19 protein-coding genes are annotated in these 15,748 nt (G+C 59.3%); 2 read left to right on the top strand and 17 right to left on the bottom strand.

The genetic code is table 11. The annotated features are described in order from the left end of the window. Window positions 1–34 precede the first annotated feature (34 nt). The 13 genes from WG31_RS03300 to WG31_RS03245 are packed head-to-tail and all read right to left on the bottom strand — an operon-like array spanning window position 35 to window position 9,116. Window positions 35–1,072, bottom strand: a complete 1,038-nt coding sequence (locus WG31_RS03300; RefSeq protein ID WP_063353642.1) for a hypothetical protein — start codon at window positions 1,070–1,072, stop codon at window positions 35–37. Continuing rightward, on the bottom strand, window positions 1,057–1,206 hold the full coding sequence (locus tag WG31_RS15700; RefSeq protein WP_162269444.1) for a hypothetical protein: 150 nt from the start codon (window positions 1,204–1,206) through the stop codon (window positions 1,057–1,059). Before WG31_RS15700 ends, WG31_RS03300 begins: the two co-directional genes overlap by 16 nt. A gap of 35 nt (window positions 1,207–1,241) precedes the next feature. Beyond that, window positions 1,242–1,697, bottom strand: a complete 456-nt coding sequence (locus tag WG31_RS03295) for a hypothetical protein (RefSeq protein ID WP_063353641.1) — start codon at window positions 1,695–1,697, stop codon at window positions 1,242–1,244. A gap of 39 nt (window positions 1,698–1,736) precedes the next feature. After that, window positions 1,737–2,174 carry a phage tail fiber protein gene (locus WG31_RS03290; RefSeq protein ID WP_006117079.1) on the bottom strand — a complete coding sequence of 146 codons (438 nt, stop codon included), beginning with the start codon at window positions 2,172–2,174 and terminating at the stop codon, window positions 1,737–1,739. A gap of 2 nt (window positions 2,175–2,176) precedes the next feature. Continuing rightward, window positions 2,177–3,331, bottom strand: coding sequence for a DUF3383 family protein (locus WG31_RS03285; protein WP_063353640.1), 1,155 nt, complete (start codon window positions 3,329–3,331; stop codon window positions 2,177–2,179). 18 nt (window positions 3,332–3,349) lie between these two features. Then, window positions 3,350–3,886, bottom strand: a complete 537-nt coding sequence (locus WG31_RS03280; protein WP_209439364.1) for a phage neck terminator protein — start codon at window positions 3,884–3,886, stop codon at window positions 3,350–3,352. Beyond that, window positions 3,883–4,263 carry a hypothetical protein gene (locus WG31_RS03275; protein ID WP_063353638.1) on the bottom strand — a complete coding sequence of 127 codons (381 nt, stop codon included), beginning with the start codon at window positions 4,261–4,263 and terminating at the stop codon, window positions 3,883–3,885. Before WG31_RS03275 ends, WG31_RS03280 begins: the two co-directional genes overlap by 4 nt. Next, the gene (locus tag WG31_RS03270) at window positions 4,254–4,760 is read right to left on the bottom strand and encodes a DUF4054 domain-containing protein (RefSeq protein WP_063353637.1); all 507 of its coding nucleotides are present in this window, start codon (window positions 4,758–4,760) and stop codon (window positions 4,254–4,256) included. The genes WG31_RS03275 and WG31_RS03270 overlap by 10 nt, the downstream gene beginning before the upstream one ends. A 36-nt stretch (window positions 4,761–4,796) precedes the next feature. After that, the gene (locus WG31_RS03265) at window positions 4,797–5,114 is read right to left on the bottom strand and encodes a hypothetical protein (RefSeq protein WP_063353636.1); all 318 of its coding nucleotides are present in this window, start codon (window positions 5,112–5,114) and stop codon (window positions 4,797–4,799) included. A gap of 46 nt (window positions 5,115–5,160) precedes the next feature. Then, window positions 5,161–6,198 (bottom strand): major capsid family protein, encoded by a 1,038-nt coding sequence (locus WG31_RS03260; RefSeq protein ID WP_035354206.1) that lies wholly within the window; start codon window positions 6,196–6,198, stop codon window positions 5,161–5,163. Next, the gene (locus WG31_RS03255; RefSeq protein ID WP_063353635.1) at window positions 6,198–6,698 is read right to left on the bottom strand and encodes a structural cement protein Gp24; all 501 of its coding nucleotides are present in this window, start codon (window positions 6,696–6,698) and stop codon (window positions 6,198–6,200) included. Before WG31_RS03255 ends, WG31_RS03260 begins: the two co-directional genes overlap by 1 nt. 38 nt (window positions 6,699–6,736) lie before the next feature. Further along, on the bottom strand, window positions 6,737–7,738 hold the full coding sequence (locus WG31_RS03250) for a DUF2213 domain-containing protein (RefSeq protein WP_063353634.1): 1,002 nt from the start codon (window positions 7,736–7,738) through the stop codon (window positions 6,737–6,739). A 1-nt stretch (window position 7,739) separates the two neighbouring features. Next, window positions 7,740–9,116, bottom strand: a complete 1,377-nt coding sequence (locus WG31_RS03245; RefSeq protein ID WP_063354856.1) for a DUF1073 domain-containing protein — start codon at window positions 9,114–9,116, stop codon at window positions 7,740–7,742. A 246-nt stretch (window positions 9,117–9,362) separates the two neighbouring features. Here WG31_RS03245 and trhO point away from each other — a divergent pair, with 246 nt between their 5' ends. Beyond that, window positions 9,363–10,415, top strand: coding sequence for an oxygen-dependent tRNA uridine(34) hydroxylase TrhO (trhO, locus tag WG31_RS03240; protein ID WP_035354328.1), 1,053 nt, complete (start codon window positions 9,363–9,365; stop codon window positions 10,413–10,415). Here trhO and terL read toward each other — a convergent pair. The 3 genes from terL to WG31_RS03225 are packed head-to-tail and all read right to left on the bottom strand — an operon-like array spanning window position 10,412 to window position 12,582. Further along, a complete protein-coding gene (terL, locus tag WG31_RS03235) occupies window positions 10,412–11,866 on the bottom strand; it encodes a phage terminase large subunit (protein WP_063353633.1) in 1,455 nt (484 codons plus the stop codon). The two genes, trhO and terL, sit on opposite strands and share 4 nt — an antisense overlap. Further along, on the bottom strand, window positions 11,847–12,053 hold the full coding sequence (locus WG31_RS03230; RefSeq protein ID WP_035354212.1) for a hypothetical protein: 207 nt from the start codon (window positions 12,051–12,053) through the stop codon (window positions 11,847–11,849). Before WG31_RS03230 ends, terL begins: the two co-directional genes overlap by 20 nt. Next, complete coding sequence (locus WG31_RS03225; protein WP_006117067.1) at window positions 12,040–12,582, bottom strand: hypothetical protein; 543 nt, start codon at window positions 12,580–12,582, stop codon at window positions 12,040–12,042. The genes WG31_RS03230 and WG31_RS03225 overlap by 14 nt, the downstream gene beginning before the upstream one ends. A gap of 162 nt (window positions 12,583–12,744) precedes the next feature. Between WG31_RS03225 and WG31_RS03220 the strand changes: the two genes are divergently transcribed. After that, a complete protein-coding gene (locus WG31_RS03220) occupies window positions 12,745–13,392 on the top strand; it encodes a hypothetical protein (RefSeq protein WP_063353632.1) in 648 nt (215 codons plus the stop codon). On the opposite strand, the gene WG31_RS03215 is transcribed toward WG31_RS03220, so the two are convergent. Then, window positions 13,389–15,584, bottom strand: a complete 2,196-nt coding sequence (locus WG31_RS03215) for an acyltransferase family protein (RefSeq protein WP_063353631.1) — start codon at window positions 15,582–15,584, stop codon at window positions 13,389–13,391. The two genes, WG31_RS03220 and WG31_RS03215, sit on opposite strands and share 4 nt — an antisense overlap. Window positions 15,585–15,748 lie beyond the last annotated feature (164 nt).

The following is a 15,748-nucleotide window of genomic DNA, read 5'->3' as shown; positions in this document are numbered from 1 at the left end:
TAACAGAACTCTTTACTGAACAGGAAAAAGGTTTTTAAATAGAACCAAGCGTAGAAAGTGCTGCCAAAGCAGTGCTATCGCCCCCGCCAAGGCCCTGCATGGCCGCACGTGGCGGCAGAGGCGCAGGTTGTTGAGGTAGTTCCGCAAACGGGCTGGCCGTTGAGCGCACAACACTTTGCCCCTGTGGTGCTGGAGCGGATTGCCCCCAAGGCAGAACAGGCTGAACCGCCGCCTGCATAAGAGGAGAGGACGGCAAAAATGCCCCCACCCGCCCTTGTGCACCGGGCGCCGCAGCACGTGGCGTGGTTTGCAAAACAGTGCGCGCGGGCTGTTGGGGAACAGAAACACCTTGCCTGAACACAAAAGACTGCAAACCATTCTTGCGTTGTAGGTATTGTGGAAAGTGCTGTATGTGCCGTGAATATTCTGCAATAACCGGCATCTCCCTCCAACTTGCAGACACGCGCACAGCGCCTGCTGCCAGCTTTGAGGTACCACCTGCCACAGGCCCAGAACGCTCTGGCAAATATGCAGATAAATAGCCTGGCGACACAGAAAACGGCCTGCGTGCCAGAATATCCGCAACTCCCTGATAAAACTGACGCCCGCACGGTTTTGGAGGCTGCGTAAACTCTAGGCCGCTTACCGCCCTTGGTTGCGCCGTGCTGGCCACCAATACCGCACGATAAGGGAGCGGAGGCGCATTCTGCAAAACTCTTTGTGATACTGTTTGCGTTTCCCTCAAAACAAATGGCACATATGCACTTTGTCCCACATATCCTGCACGTTCCGCACGGCCTGTTGTCGGCGCAAACACAGATGACCCTGCCCCCAGCGCAGGGAGAGGAACAGAAAATACAGGTTTCTGTGCCCCCGCCCCCAAAGGCATATGCACGCCCCCTAGGCTATACTGGTGCAGAAGGTGCAATAACGCTAAAAGGCCCTTGTGCTCCTTCTTTTTTACCTGTGCATGGGGCTGCATAAAGCGTTCCAACACACGGCGCAGCCGTTCTAGCAACGGCAACGTTGCACGTGCTCTGCTGTGGGGCAAAGTATTTACAATTTTGGCCATGTTTGGGGGCTTTCCTGCGCGGGAGCATGCGCCATATTCCAGTTACGGACAGAAAGTATTTCGACAAGCGTATAAAAATCTTCGCTGTCGTAAATTGTTTTCAGATCATGTAACGATGCAAGGCCCGATGCCACAACCGCCGCCATAGCGGGCGAGATATTTACACAATTTACAACGGGGCCTGTGCGGCATCTTCCCCCAGCAAAGCCGCCACTAGGGGGAAAAGCTGGTGCGCGGCGGCCCGCAAAAAACCCACATGCAACCTAAAAGCCTCGGCCCGCACCATGCCCAGAGTTTCGGGTTCTGCAAAATCGGCGGAAATAACAGCACGTGTTACTTCTGGCCGGTGCGGATCTGGCCGCATTTTAACGCATTGCATCAGCCGGGCCAAAGCGGCATCTAAATCGGCTTCTTCCATAAAGCCAAAAATTTCCAGCCCAAAAGCGGCAAGCCCGGCAAGGCCTGCCTGCGCCATATCCGCCCCCACGCGCGCGCCGCCCCGTATGGCAGCCTGCAACACGTGGCGCGCCCAGCTATCTGCGGCAAACGCATCCATGCGTGTCAGCACAAATACCTTGCCTTGGTCTTCCCCCGGCAGAGGGTGCGTGTATTCCACGGTTTTCATGCCTGCTCTTTCCTGTATCTTTTTAAAAACATCTGTTTTTTACAAGGCAGCAGGCAACACGCGCTCCCACAGAATTTCAAAACTGCGCCCTTCCAGCACGCGGCCTGCGCTGGGCATAACGGCCACGGCCTGCAAAAGGCCGCGCACCATGGTATATTTGCGCCCAATGGAAGGCAGTTGAATTTCCGCCCCCAGCCGATACAGCCCGCGCTGGGCATCCTGCGCTGCGGCAATGGCCTCAAACACCAAGCCACTTTCACTGCTGGCCGCCAAAGAGATTGTTTGCCGAACAGGGGTGGGTATCCAACCAGCGCTCAGGTAGCCATCTATGCTCATTGAGGTTTCTGCCAGATCCCGCATGGTGGTTTCAAAAGCACGATCGGCGGCGTAATTTTCCAACGTAATGGGTGTATTGTATAACCCCGGCACCGTAATGGTAAAAACCGAATTGGCGGCGGTAATATCGTAATCAGACATGCTTACTGCACCTCTACTGTAGCCAGAGAGATAGACTGGACAGACTGCCCATCCATGTAAAAGAACCGCGCCTGCACTGGCCCACGTTTGGCCCGTGTAGCGGCAGATGCGGTAGAGGCACCGGGCAGCAGATACCACCCGCGTGTGGCCAGCGTATCTGCAATGCTGCGCCCTGCCTGTGCATTTACCACCTGCGCCTGCACGGCAGAAAGCGATACGTTGGGCTGGATAGCGCCAAAAGCTACGGCAGTATCAATCGTATTTTGCACAGCGGTAGCCAGAAGCGTATCACCCTGCGTGGCATAAGGAATTTGCCCCACGGAAGAAAACAGCGTGAGCAGATCAGACTGGAAGGAGGATGTCATCCAGATCTGGTTTAGATAACTGTCTGCCCATGCAAACGGGCCAGACACTGCACCATTATTGAGAAAACTGAATGTGGAATCTCCACTTTTGTAGGAACCATAAAAGCTGTAGCCATTTTCTAGCAATGCTTGTGCTTGTGTGGCCGTAATATCCGCCGGGGTTACGCCCCCATTGTTGCGGAACATCAGCGTGGTACGCCCGGCATTGCGCTGCGGGTTCATGCTGGCAGCCCAGCCCAAACACAGGGCGGCGGCCAGTGTGCCGTTGCCATCCGTATTGCACAGGCACGTTAGCCCCGGCGTAGCCTGTGCTGTAACAGTTCTGCCAAAACAGGCTGATCCTGCCTGCAAAATGCTGGCATCATTATCCTGCATAATGCCCCAGTAGCGGTTGGGGTTTGTGGGCATCCATGCGGCAATAGCCGTTTTGGCTGTGGCATCTGGCTCCTGCGCAAACGCAAAAGCGCACCAATCTGCACTGGCGGTGGCGGCATTTGTAAGGGCTGTGGTATAATCCGTATCTGCCGGGCTGGCGGGCAGTTGGTAAAAATACAGCGTTTGCGGCAGATCCTGCGCATTGGTGTAGCCCGCAAAGTAAATGCTGGCCATGCTGGCTTCAATACTTTCCGCACCGCATGTGGCTGCTACTTCCGCCGCCGTTGTAAACATGGAAAGGCCCGAAGAAAGCGCCGTATTTGTAGAAAACACAAGCCCATTCAGCAGGTTTGTAGTACCCCCCGCCGCCAGCACACCCGGCGTGACAGACACAAGGGAAGAAACAGGAAGGATCATGCAGGTTTTACTCGCATTTCAAAGCCTGTCTGCGGCCACGCTGTGCACTGTGGCAGTGGTGGCTGTGGCGGCTGGCAGGGTGATGGAAAAAGTAAGCTGGCTGTGCAGGGTAAGCTGCCAGTGGGGTTCGTATTGTTGTTGCGCGTTAATGTAGGGCAGACACTCGGCATTATCTGCATATAAAGGGGCAATGCGTGGCATATCTTTCTGTTGTGCCACAAGGTTTGTAAAAAACGTAGTGCTCCATACATCACGCCAAAGGGTGAGCACTGTTTGCGCGGCATCTGCGGCATCCGTGCCAAAAAGGCTGATCTGGGTGGCAAGCTGCTCCTGCCGCAACAGGGTGCAGCTTTGCGCCCCATAATGCGTGCTACCCGTGCCAATAGGCTGGCGGTGCAGAGGCGCCATTAACACCAACATACCGCGTGGAGGTGGCGTGCGGTTTTGCCGGGCCTGCAAAACGGTTGTGCCTGCTGGCAGAACTTCCGTTAAAAAAGTGCGCAAAGCGGCAAATACCGTTTCTTCATCTGGCTGTTGCACAACTTGAGTGCTCATGCCGCCACCTGTTGGGTTACCAACACGCGGCACCATTGCCCACCCCAAGCTTCGGGCTGAGCCGTTACCAGCCAGTGCGCGTTATCAAACACAAACACATCGCCCCCAAACTGATGCGCCCCATCCACCCCGCAAATTGTGCCGGGCATATAGATTTCTCGCTGAATGGTGCTTTGGTTTTGCCCATCTGTTTGCGTAAGCTCATCTGTAGGCACGGGCTGAACCCGAATGGTTACGGCAATATCCATGGTGCATGGGGTGGTGGTGCCATCTGCTGCGGTTTTATAACCCGTGTTGATACGCAATATGGCGGGCACAGATGGCAACAAAGCCGCCGTGGCCCCCAACGCCATGTTGAACACTGCGTTCATGGCCATGAAATCGCCCTCTGTGGCCACCCCGGCACATAGCGCCCGATACGCAAAAAGGCAGATGCCGCCCAAAAGGTTGCACCATAAGGTGTTTGCACCCACCACGCCTGCGTGGGGGAAACCGTGCCCATATCGGCCTGTACCTGCACGCTGCCCATGCGTGCGGTGGTAATGCGCCCCACAAGGGCAGGCGCACCATCCCCCGCCCCGGTAGCATACACCCCGCTATTGAGGCCAAGCTGAAGCAGATGCGCTGTAATCAGCATCAGCAAATCTGCCCGGCGGGCCGGGTTGCGCACGGGGGATGTGGCCGAGTTGTTCAAGAACAGCCCTGCACGGGCAAAACACGCGCTTGCGGCATCTGCCCCCGCACTGGCTACAAGGTTGGGGTAGCATGCCTTAAAGGCTGCGGTATCAAACACAACGGCCCCATCTTCCGCCATGTTGCAGGCAGTAGATAAGGCAGCCGCTTGCATTGGCTGGTTTTCCGGCATGAAAAACATCCTTTTACATGCTGCAAAATAACGGAAAGTTTGGCTTTATGCGGGTGTAATGCCAGGGGCTGGCGCTGCGGGGTTAAGTGGCTCCATACCCGTGCGCAGGCTGGCTTGCTCCTTGGCTTGGCCTGTGGCTTTTTCTGGCGAGGTTTGCGCAAAAATCAACCCGGCTTCCAACGGAGGAAAGCCTGCGTATTTTTGCGCCCATGCCTGCCAGAACTCTGCTGGCACGGGGGTAAGCCCATACCCGCCCGCCTTGGCTGTGCGTGCGCCTGCCAGTTCGTGCTTCTGGCCTGCCAGTTCCAGCACAAGCCCGTTGGGCAGCTTGCACCCAACGGTAACTGTTGATGATGTTGCCATGTGTTTTTCCGTTTTTATGCAGGGTTTGCGTTACGCGAGCTGTGTTTTACAGGCCTGTCATGGTGGCAATGCCTGCGGGCATGTAAATAATGGCCCCCCATGTGCCTTGAGAAAGCTTCTGCTTCCATGCCGATGCTTCTGTAACCACGGCATGGGCACGCAGTTTTTCTGTAAATGCGGCTTCTGCGGTTTTCTGCACATCCACGTGGTCGGCCATAATTTGCATGGTCTGCACGCCGTTGGCGGCGGCATCTCCGTATTCTACGGCCTGCACAAAGCGCAAATTGGGGTAGGTTTCACGCAGCATGGTTAAGGCGGAAAGGCCAAAACTGTTGCGGCGCGTTAGCAAACCCATGCGGGTTGGGGCAAGGCCCAGCACCATAGGTGTATCCGTATCCACCAGCCCGGCGGTTTGTTTGCGCAACTGGTTGATAAGGGCAATAACGTCATCCTGCCGTTCTTCCGGGGTGGCGTTGTCCCACGCGGTGCCACCTGCGGTTTTGGTGGTGGGGGTAATGGCGGCAGGCAGGCGTGGGTCATTAAGATACCCATAAAGTTTTAGACCACTGATACCAAAAAAGTATGTCTGGTTCTGAAACTTGTTCAGCTTAAGTGCTGCGGCCTCTCGTAGGCTGGCGGCCCATTGCAGGCGGGCCTGCCCGGCCAGCGCCAGTTCCTGCTCACCCCACGCCACAAACACCTGATAATGGTAGGACTGGCGCTCAGGAAAGCTGGGGTTAAGGCTAACCGTGCCATTCTGGTTCCAATCCCCGTAGGAGGAAACCTGCCCTGCCGTTTCCAGCATCGGAAATACAGCCGTTTTAGAAACCCAATCCCCTTTACGCACCTCGCCCAGCAGCTCGGCTGCGCGCATGGGGGCAAAGGCCACCTTGATCAGCCCCGTATCCACCCAGGCAGACATAAAAGCCGGAATGCCCGCATTAGCGGTGGTAGAAAGCGCGGGCTGAGCATCCAGCGCCATGCTGTCTGATACCAAATGCTCTGCGCCAATCAGGCCGCGCGCATCGGGCACCACAAAGCCAAGGCGGTTGAGTTCTGCCAGTTCTGTGTAAGACGTAACCATTATGCGTGCATCCATGTAGAAATCCGAACCAGCTCACCCACGGCACCGGCAGAGGCTACAAAAAACCCTGTTGCCACCGCGCCATTTACGGTACTGCCCGTTGCGGCGGTTTTAATGGTGCCATCTGTCAGGCTGGCAAAAACGGCCTGCCCCGGCGTGGCCTGTGTGGTGGCCTGCACCCAGAAATCTCCCGCCGTAAACAGCGTTACGGGAAAGCCCTGCGGAATAACCATGCTTTCCGATGCCGTAAAATCCGAAATCTGGGCTGTAAGATCACGATGCACAAAGCCATCTGGCGCGGCGGTGCTGCCACTTGGCGGCATGTTGGCCACGCTTACGCCATCGGCCTGCACCCAGCCAAAAGCGGCCACCGTGCACCCACCAGCGGCCGCCACCAATGCGCCCTCACCCGCCGGAAAAGTGGCTGTGGGGTTGAGAGAGGCAAAATCACCCGGCACAGCAGGCGCTGGCTGGATATTGACCTGATTTTGAAAAGACATTTACCTGCCTTGTATCATGCGTAAAGAAAAAAGGGGGTTCAGCCGCGCACGCCAATGCGTTCCAGCCCAAAGCGCTGCCGAAAACCCTGCGTTGCGGCGGCATCCTGCCCCATAATGGGGGATGCCCCACCAGCACGCGGCTGCATGCGGGCATAGCTTTCAAACAGCGGTTTTAGCCCCTGTTCGGGCACGTCGGTTACATCAATACCCGCTTCCTTTAAGGCAAAACCGTAAATGGCGGGGGCGCTGTCCATGGCAACATCGCCCACAAAGGGGCGCACGGCGGCGCGGGCTGTGTGCAGTTCCGCCATCTGGCGCACGGCGCGTTCTTCCGCCTGCTGCACAGCCTGGGCAATGGCGGCATCCATAGTTGCAACGGTAATGGGGGTTTGATCAGGCATGGCCTGAAAGCTCCTGTTATTTAAAGGCATGTTTTGGTTGGGTGCGGCATCGCCAATAATGGCGGAAGGCACGCGCGGCTGGGCTACAAGGGCCAGATGGTTAAAGGCAATATCCGCCATAACCAGCGTATAAGGCGTGCCCATATAAGTGCCCGCCTGCTTAAGAGCCGTGTACCGATACCCCGCAGAAACCGCCCGCTGTGTGCCGTTTTCTATGGCCTTAATGGCCGTGGCATCCCATATTGTTAAGCTGCCTGTTAGGTTGGGTGGGGTAAAGCGCACATCGCTGCCCACTGCGCCCACGGTTATGCTGGCGGGATGATCCTGCGCACTTACGGGGGTATGCTGCATCAGCACCGGCTTGCCACGCAGGCTGGGGGCGGCCCGCATAAGCGCATCGGGTGGGCGAAAAACGCTGTAAACCTCATTATCTTTCAGGCCCAGCGCCGCAGCGCCCGGTATTTCCCGCCCGTAATAGGGGCTAACGGTTGCGGCGGATAAAATGCAGTGCGCAATGTGCAAATGCCCATCTGCATCCACCCGGCGCACGCTGGCCCTGTCCAACGCCAAAAGCTGCGTATCTGGCGCAGCCATAGCGTGCGGGCTGGCACGGGCCTGCCCGGTATTGGGTGTGTTCATTTTAAGGCGTGTCCTGTTTTTTGGCGTCAATTTCCGCCTGTTCGGCCTCATCCATCTGCCACAGCGGGCGGAAAGTGAAATCTATGTCCGTATCCACCACGCCCCACACATTCAGCATCACCATATGCAAAATGCGTGTCAGGTTCGGGCGCAAGAAGGATTCCTGATACGCGCTGATCCGATCATAAAAAACCCGGATCTCTCCATCTGCCGAGGCATTGAGCCCGGAAGGCGAAATACCGGCAAACTTTACCAGCGGCTGTTGCGCCACGGTGCAGATTTGCTCCAGCGCCTGCGCCTGCAACTTGTCCAACCCGGCCAGCGGAGCCGCCAGAAGCTCCAGCTTTTCGCGCTCCTTATCCAGCACAAACGTGCCCCTGTTGGAACGAAAGCGGTTAAACGCCTCCACCCGTGCCAAAAGCCCTTCGGGGTCCTGCGCATAAGCCGCCATATCGGTAGATAGGGCAACAATGGAAAACGCATTCAGCAAATCCGAAACACTCTGGCGCGTGCGCAACCAGTTTTCTACATAGGGCCGCGCCATTTGCGTAAGGGAAACACCGCCGAAGTTATAAGCAGGTTTGAGAATATCCGGCACCTCCCGCGCGCAAAACCGCAACAAGCGCGAGGCATGCAAAAGCGTGCCCTGCACCCACCAGCTTTGCGGCCTGTAAAACGCGGGGTGCAGCGGGTTTGTGGTTTCATACGCGGCGGGGGTTGTCCAAACCGGCTCTACCGGCACCAAGGCCCGCAAACTGCCTTTACGAAAAGTTTCGGGCCGCAACAGCAAAGGTGATGCCAAACCACCCGCCACGGGGGAAAGCCCGGTATCTACATACAGCAGGCCCATGCCGTAATGGCCATCCATTTCCGCCATGCGGCGCAGCACATCACGCACATTCAGGCGGGTAAATTCGGCCTCTAACTGGCTGATGCGCGCGGCTTTGCTCTGCTCCTGCCCTGTGCGGGAGGTAAACACCAGCCACTGGCGCGTGGCCTCCGTGGCAATGGTGTCCACCATGTGCCGATATTCCGCCCGCTGGGCCATTTCCGCCAGCCGCGCATAACCGGGAAACACCACCCCATCCGCCACGGCATTGCGCAGCCAATCCAGCAAACCGGGGTTACCCTGTGCGGCGGCACTATCCATAGCCAGCGGGGCGGTGCTGCCATTGGCCCGCACCCCACGCGGGGGCCGATACGGCGCAAACACATCTGCCCGCGCTGGAGCTGCCGGGGCCACCTTGGCAACATCTGCCGCAAAAGCCCCTTGGGGCAGCAGCGGCTCCTTCCGTGGCGGGGCTACGGGGGCGCAACGCCCGCGCATACGCTGCCACCACCCCGGCAAAGCGCGGGAAGAAAAAGACAAACCAGGCATACCCTGCCCCTTGTTAAAAATTAAAAAAACGTGGCCACCACACAGCCACAACCCCATATGCACCCATACGGCGCACCCACCCCTCCGCCGCCCAAAACCCATAGTCGGCGCGGAAAAAACTTGTCTGCCCCCGCTGCGGGCGGGTAAATGGGCGGCATTGAAATGCAACCTGATTGCGGTGCTGTAAGCCGTGGCGCGGAACGGATGATCTGCAATCACCCAACAAGCCCAAGGAACCCGCCGAGCATGACTGCCCAGCCCTCTGCCCCAACGCCCGATACGGATAATGCCGCCCTGCCCATTTGCGTGGCAGCGCTTTACCGGTTTACCCCATTTGCAAACCCGGCTGATCTGCGCGGGCCGTTGCAGGATGTGTGCACCGCCAACGGGGTAAAAGGCATTCTGCTTTTGGCGTCCGAGGGCATTAACGGCACCATTGCAGGCCCAGATCATGGCATTCAGGCCGTGCTGGCGCATATTCGCACCCTGCCCGGCTGCGCGGATATTGAGGTCAAGTTCTCCCGCGCGCCAGAAATGCCCTTCCTGCGCATGAAGGTGCGGCTGAAAAAGGAAATTGTCACAATGGGTGTAGAGGGCACAGACCCCAACCACATTGTTGGCACCTACGTTGCGCCTGCAGAATGGAACACCCTGTTAAAAGACCCCGACACCATTCTGATAGACACGCGCAATGATTACGAAGTGGCCGTAGGCACGTTTGAAGGCGCGATAGACCCGCAGATTAAAACCTTTCGGGAATTTCCCGCATGGTTCCGCCAGCACCGGAAAGAGCTTTTGGCAAAAGGCCGCAAGCCGCGTGTGGCCATGTTCTGCACGGGTGGCATTCGGTGCGAAAAATCCACCGCCTTTGCCAAAGCCGAAGGGCTGGACGAGGTGTATCATCTGCAAGGGGGTATCCTAAAGTATCTGGAAACCGTGCCAGAGGCAGAAAGCCTGTGGCGTGGGGAATGTTTTGTGTTCGACCAGCGCGTAACCGTAGGCCACGGCCTTAAACCCGGAGAGCTGGAACTGTGCCACGCCTGCCGCACCCCCATTACCGCGGAAGACAAAGCCAGCCCCAAGTTTGAAACCGGCGTATCCTGCCCGCACTGCTACGGCCAGTGGGATGAGGCCCGCCGCGCCCGCCATGCAGAGCGTGAACGCCAGGCCCGTTTGGCCGAACAGCGTGGCGAGGCCCATTTGGGGGCCAACATGGCCGCAGAACGCGCCCGCAAACGCCAACAGCGAGAAGAAGAAAAACGCCGCCAGCAGGCCCTTCGCCAGCAGCACACCCCTTAAATCCGGGCCAAAAAATCCGGCCCAAAGCGTGGCAGGGGGTGCGCCTCTGCCAACGCGGCAAAGGCACCGGCTGCGGCATCTACTTGGTCATCATGCGCGGCGGCGGGAAAAGCGGCCAGTTCCTCTATAAACGCATGCACCCACGGGGCGCGCAGCAGCAGCACGTTGCCTGCATTCACCTGCGCGGCAAACGGCGCGGCGCGGGTGGCTTTATCTCCTGTTTCGCGCACGCAGCGCACTTTGTAACCGGCCAACCGACGGGTAAGGTAGCGCGCCTGTGCCACACCGGCTTGTCCGGGGTCTTGCGGCAATACAATTTCCACACCCACACCATCACGCGCGGCGGTGGCCAACAGGGTGGCTTCCACTTGGGCGGGGTCTCCGCGCAGGCGGGTTATGTCCGCTACGGCAAAGCGCCCATCTGGCAGGTGGTGCATTTTTACGCCCACCGTCCAATCCGGGTTTTTACTGCCGGTCTGGCGGGTGGCGGCTAAATCCCACCTGCGCACTGTTGCGCCAGATGCTGCGGGCAAGGCCTCCTGCACACTAAGCATATGCGTATGGAACAAATTGCCACAAAGCGGCACCGGGTTTTGCTGATACAGCGCCGCCCATTCCCGCTCCCCCACGGCTTGGCGAATCCGCGCAAGTTCTGCCGTATCAAACGCCTGCGGCCATAATGCCTGCCCCGGCGCGCGGCCCAGCGCATCTGGCGCCGTGGCCAAAGCGGGCAAATCCAGCACGTGCCATGCCTCTCCGGTTTTGTTTTGCATATCGTCCAGCAGGCGGCCTGCCAGATCGTCCATGCTCCAGCGTGTCATCACCAGCACAATGGCGCCGCCGGGCATCAGGCGGGTGCGTAATACGGCGCGGTACCAATCCAGCACGGCGGCACGGCGGGCGGGGCTTTCGGCTTCCTGCCTGTCCTTTACGGGGTCATCTATAATAGCCAGATGTGCGCCGCGCCCTGTTAAGCCGCCACCCACACCCATGCCGGTGTAACCGCCACCCTGTGCGGTGTGCCATACATCACGCGCGCTGCTATCCGCCGCCAACCGCGTGCCGGGAAACAACACCCCATAGCGGGAGGAGGCCACAATATTGCGCACATCGCGCCCAAAATCCTGCGCCAGCGTGGCCCCGTAGGAAGCCCCGATAATCTGCCGCTTGGGGTGCCGCCCCAGATACCACGCGGGAAAGCGGCGTGATGTCAGCTCCGATTTACCGTGCCGGGGCGGCATAAACACCATAAGCCGTGCAATATGCCCGGCCTCTACCTGCTCCAACGTGCGGGCCAGCAAGGCATGATGTGCGCCTGCTTTGTAATCTGGCAACGTATAACGGGCAAAATCCAAAACATGCGTGCGTGCGGCATGCCTGCGCGCCAGCTCCGCCCGCGCCACCCGGCCCGCCTGTACGGTACGTGCCGTTTTAGGGTGCGCGTGGTGCATCCTTGCGCCCCTCCGCCATTCCGCCGTTTTCTTGCGCCAGAGCGGCCAGTTCCTCATCTGTAAAGGCATCTGCGCTCCGCCGGGGCAGAGCATCTGTGGCAAGGCCCGAAAGTTTGGGGTGCATGTAGGGGGCGGCCACTTTGGCGGCATCAAACTGGCGGTCTGTTATGCTTTCATCCCCCTGCATGATGCGGGTGAAGATATCCAGCGGCGTTACGGGTTTTGTGCTGCGCCTTTTGCGGCGCGCCATTGGGGCCAAAGCTGATGGCCCTAATGCGCCCGGCGCGGGTGCTGTTGTCTTGCGGGGCATGGGGGCTTATCCAACCGTGCTGAACAAAAGAAGATCCAGAACGCCCAGCCCTGCCACGGGCTATAAACGGGCGGCCTGTTTCGTGCTGGTGGTGGTGCAGTTCCCGCACAAGGGTGGCCACCATGCGCTGGCATGCAGGGGGCTTTAACCTGCCCACACAAAAAAGCCCCGCCACGTGCCCGCGCCATACCGGGCGGCAGCGCAGCACGGCCTGCGCGGGGCAGCCCAATAGCAGAGCTTGCGCCCACCCTATGCACATATCTGCCCGATGCCGGTGGCGTGGCGTGCATACCAGCGGGCACATCAGCACCCCTGTTGGCGCAACCTGCGCCACAACCCACCAGCGGCCACCACCACGCAAAACCGCACCACAGGCCAGCTCTGCCTTACGCAATGCTGTTGGCATGGGAATGTCCTTGGTTTTTACAATTTTTGGGATGATGATTGGGAATTAGGAATGACCACGCGCCATGTCAAAGCAAAGCAAACCGGTATGTGAACATACAGTTAAGAACAGTTCACAATCAGGACTGGCAAATATATCGAACACTGATATAGTGCGCCGCGCGTGACAGAAATACTTGACAGATTGGGTGATGGGGAGGTCATGGACAGAGCTTGTGCATGGTGTGACCGAATTTATCACACCCCCACCCACGCGCCGTATTGCAGCGCCCGATGCCAGAAAAAAGCAGAAAAAGCGCTGCGTGCTGTCTCGGTTGAGCCTATTTCCCACACATCGGATGCAACCCGCGCCATACGTTTTGGGCTGGTAAGCCTGGTGGGCATTGCTGCGGCGGGTTTTGCCATGCTGCTGCTGGCTGGCCCCGTGCCGCCAGAACCCCCGCCCGGTAGGCGCATGCCGCCGGGGGTGGCCTATGCGCTTAACACCGCCCCACCTGCGCCGGGCGCACAGCCTTACCACGTTCTGCCACCCGCCATGGCCATGCCCAACAGCCCCGCGCAGGATATGATTGCGTATCATGAAGGGCAGACCGCCCGCCATGTGTGGAACCGCTGGATTGCCGGTTTAAGTGGCGAGCGCAAACGCGGCGCATTGTTCTGGATGCAGGGCGCGCTGCACCATCGAAGCGATTCGTGCGATGGCACGGCGGGCTTTGCCATGGGCTGTTTTCAGGCCCGCAGGCACCTTTCCCCCATATTGGCCAAATGGAACGATGCCCCAGATTTCTGGCTGGGCTGGAACGCGCCTTAACGGGCCAACACATCATCTAAAAACGCGGCGTGCTGTTGCACAAATCCGGGCCTTAAATGCTTGTCATCGGCATATTTGGGGGTGGCTGGCGGGGTAACAACCGCACAGGCCGGGCCGGTGCCGCAAATATCGGGCCACGCATCCAGCACCTTTGCCCCGGCTTGCGTGGCAACGCCCTGCACAAAAGCTGTATCGGCCGCTGTATCATTACGGAGCTGCCGGGTGGGAATACCCTGCTCCAGCAAAGGGGTGTTCACACCAATATGCGCAAGGCTACGGGCCACCAGTTTATCGGGGCTGAAGCGTGCATCTGCCGGGGTAGGCAGCACCAGCCATACAGGCCGCGCCCCGTTGCCCGAAAGGCTGCGGATATCCTGCACAAACGCCGCCTGTTTTTGGGCCTGCGCGCCCGGCGTATGCAGCAGCACGCGTGGCCAGAACGCCCCCACAACCACGGCCTGCACATTCTGTTGTTGAATGATACGTTGCTGCACGTTTTGCATATTCTGGCAATATGCAAAGGATTTTTCGTAAACCTCACCCGCAAAGGGGCTACAGCTTGGGCCTGCCACAAAAATAACCGTGTGTTTAAGCCGCCCCTGCTGCAACAGCGCCTCTACCCGCGGCCCCCACTGAAACAGCAAACTATCCCCCGTAAACAGCACGGGGCGGCCCGCATGGCCCAGGGTGGCCACTGTCAGCCCGTTTACGTGCGTGATGCGCATATGTGGCGTGGGGGCAAAAATGCCATCTCGCACCGCCAGATTGATTGCAGACAGATCCGTGCCCGCAGGGGTGTGCGCAAACCGCCCCGGCCAACCTGCCATGTGCCACGTTACCAGCCCCGCCGCGCATATGGCCGCCAAGCCGCCCACAAGGGCCACCGTTTTGCCCCGCCGAAAATGCCCGCCGCGCAACGGGTTTTCTACGGCTTTGGTGGTAAGCCACGCCAGCACCAGCGCCGCGCCTATAAGCGCAAACCCCGCGCTGTTATGGATAACCCCAGCCCCACGCACAATATGAAACCAAGATACCAGCGGCCAGTGCCACAGATATAGCGGGTAACTGATAAGCCCCACCGCCCGCATAGGCCGCGCGGCCAGCACATGCCGGTTCACCCACGCGCCAGCACCTGCCCAAATCAGCAATGCCGTGCCCCCGGCGGGCAACACAGCAAACGGAGCCGGAAAACCCACCCCCGGCCGCAGCGCCACAAACCCGGCCAGCACACAGGCCAAACCCAGCACCGCCGCACCATGCCGCACACCGCTTGCCTGCATAAACGCAACACGCCGCGCCCACATGCCCCCCACGCCAGCCCTTGCGCCACGCGCCCATGCCGCCCCCGTGGCATCGCCCGGCTTATGCGCTACACCGCGCAAGGCAAGGGCTGCGCCGAGCATGAACTCCCAGCCTCGGCTGAAAGGGGCATAAAACCCGGCCCCCGGCCACCACACGCTGCACGCCAGACTATATAAAAAGCAGGCCGCACCCGTGGCCCCCACCAGCACGCCTGCACGCACCCGCGCGGCAAAGCCCACCGCCAGCACCAGCGGCCAGAACAGATAGAACTGCTCCTCCACCCCCAAAGACCATAAATGCAGCAGCGGCTTCAGCACGGCGGCGCGGTCAAAATAGCCTTGGGCGTGCCACATCAGCAGATTGGCTACAGATGCCGCACCCGCTGCGGCATCCAGCCCCACGGCGGCAAATTCGGTTGGCAATAGGGTCAACCACCCGGCCAGCAACGTGGCGGCCAGCACCACCAGCAAGGCCGGGGCCAGCCTGCGCACGCGCCGCGCAAAAAATGACGCCACAGAAAACCGCCCTGCCCCAAAATGCGCCACCAGATGCCCGCTAATTAAAAAGCCGGAGATCACCAAAAACGCATCCACCCCGCCAAAGCCACCGGGCAACACGGCGGGAAAAACGTGGTACATCACCACCCCCACCACAGCCAGCGCGCGCAGGCCATCTATATCTGCACGCCATCCGGCATGGGGGCGGGCTGCAAGCTGGGCAGAACTGCCGGGCCACACCCATGCCGCCGCACGGGCAAACCGCTGGCCCATGCCTATGCGCCGCACAAGATAGCCCGCTGCACCGCGCACCGTGCCGCAAGGCGCCACGCACCGCGCCCTACCCCGCGCTGCCGCCTGCATAACAGGCCGAAAAAAGCCAAACCCAATCATCCTGCCCCTTTACGCCGCCAGCCCATGCCACCCATTGCCCCTTATATAAACTGCAACACCCCCTACACGCAGGTTTTACAGCACCCTTGACTTTGCCCCTATGGCTACCCCATACCCCGGCACGGCCTTGGCGCGCCGAGCCCCCAACATGCAGGCATAGGAGC

Source organism: Acetobacter oryzifermentans (genome assembly GCF_001628715.1).
Lineage (GTDB): Bacteria > Pseudomonadota > Alphaproteobacteria > Acetobacterales > Acetobacteraceae > Acetobacter > Acetobacter oryzifermentans.
Note: the sequence above shows the minus strand (reverse complement) of the source record. Positions and strands in the feature narration are given on the sequence as shown.

Excerpts from the sequence above, each read along its gene's own strand:
- WG31_RS03300 (WP_063353642.1), bottom strand. The coding sequence starts at position 1,072 with ATGGCCAAAATTGTAAATACTTTGCCCCACAGCAGAGCACGTGCAACG.
- WG31_RS03295 (WP_063353641.1), bottom strand. The coding sequence starts at position 1,697 with ATGAAAACCGTGGAATACACGCACCCTCTGCCGGGGGAAGACCAAGGC.
- WG31_RS03290 (WP_006117079.1), bottom strand. The coding sequence starts at position 2,174 with ATGTCTGATTACGATATTACCGCCGCCAATTCGGTTTTTACCATTACG.
- WG31_RS03285 (WP_063353640.1), bottom strand. The coding sequence starts at position 3,331 with ATGATCCTTCCTGTTTCTTCCCTTGTGTCTGTCACGCCGGGTGTGCTG.
- WG31_RS03280 (WP_209439364.1), bottom strand. The coding sequence starts at position 3,886 with ATGAGCACTCAAGTTGTGCAACAGCCAGATGAAGAAACGGTATTTGCC.
- WG31_RS03275 (WP_063353638.1), bottom strand. The coding sequence starts at position 4,263 with ATGGCCATGAACGCAGTGTTCAACATGGCGTTGGGGGCCACGGCGGCT.
- WG31_RS03270 (WP_063353637.1), bottom strand. The coding sequence starts at position 4,760 with ATGTTTTTCATGCCGGAAAACCAGCCAATGCAAGCGGCTGCCTTATCT.
- WG31_RS03265 (WP_063353636.1), bottom strand. The coding sequence starts at position 5,114 with ATGGCAACATCATCAACAGTTACCGTTGGGTGCAAGCTGCCCAACGGG.
- WG31_RS03260 (WP_035354206.1), bottom strand. The coding sequence starts at position 6,198 with ATGGTTACGTCTTACACAGAACTGGCAGAACTCAACCGCCTTGGCTTT.
- WG31_RS03255 (WP_063353635.1), bottom strand. The coding sequence starts at position 6,698 with ATGTCTTTTCAAAATCAGGTCAATATCCAGCCAGCGCCTGCTGTGCCG.
- WG31_RS03250 (WP_063353634.1), bottom strand. The coding sequence starts at position 7,738 with ATGAACACACCCAATACCGGGCAGGCCCGTGCCAGCCCGCACGCTATG.
- WG31_RS03245 (WP_063354856.1), bottom strand. The coding sequence starts at position 9,116 with ATGCCTGGTTTGTCTTTTTCTTCCCGCGCTTTGCCGGGGTGGTGGCAG.
- trhO (WP_035354328.1), top strand. The coding sequence starts at position 9,363 with ATGACTGCCCAGCCCTCTGCCCCAACGCCCGATACGGATAATGCCGCC.
- terL (WP_063353633.1), bottom strand. The coding sequence starts at position 11,866 with ATGCACCACGCGCACCCTAAAACGGCACGTACCGTACAGGCGGGCCGG.
- WG31_RS03230 (WP_035354212.1), bottom strand. The coding sequence starts at position 12,053 with ATGCAGGGGGATGAAAGCATAACAGACCGCCAGTTTGATGCCGCCAAA.
- WG31_RS03225 (WP_006117067.1), bottom strand. The coding sequence starts at position 12,582 with ATGCCAACAGCATTGCGTAAGGCAGAGCTGGCCTGTGGTGCGGTTTTG.
- WG31_RS03215 (WP_063353631.1), bottom strand. The coding sequence starts at position 15,584 with ATGATTGGGTTTGGCTTTTTTCGGCCTGTTATGCAGGCGGCAGCGCGG.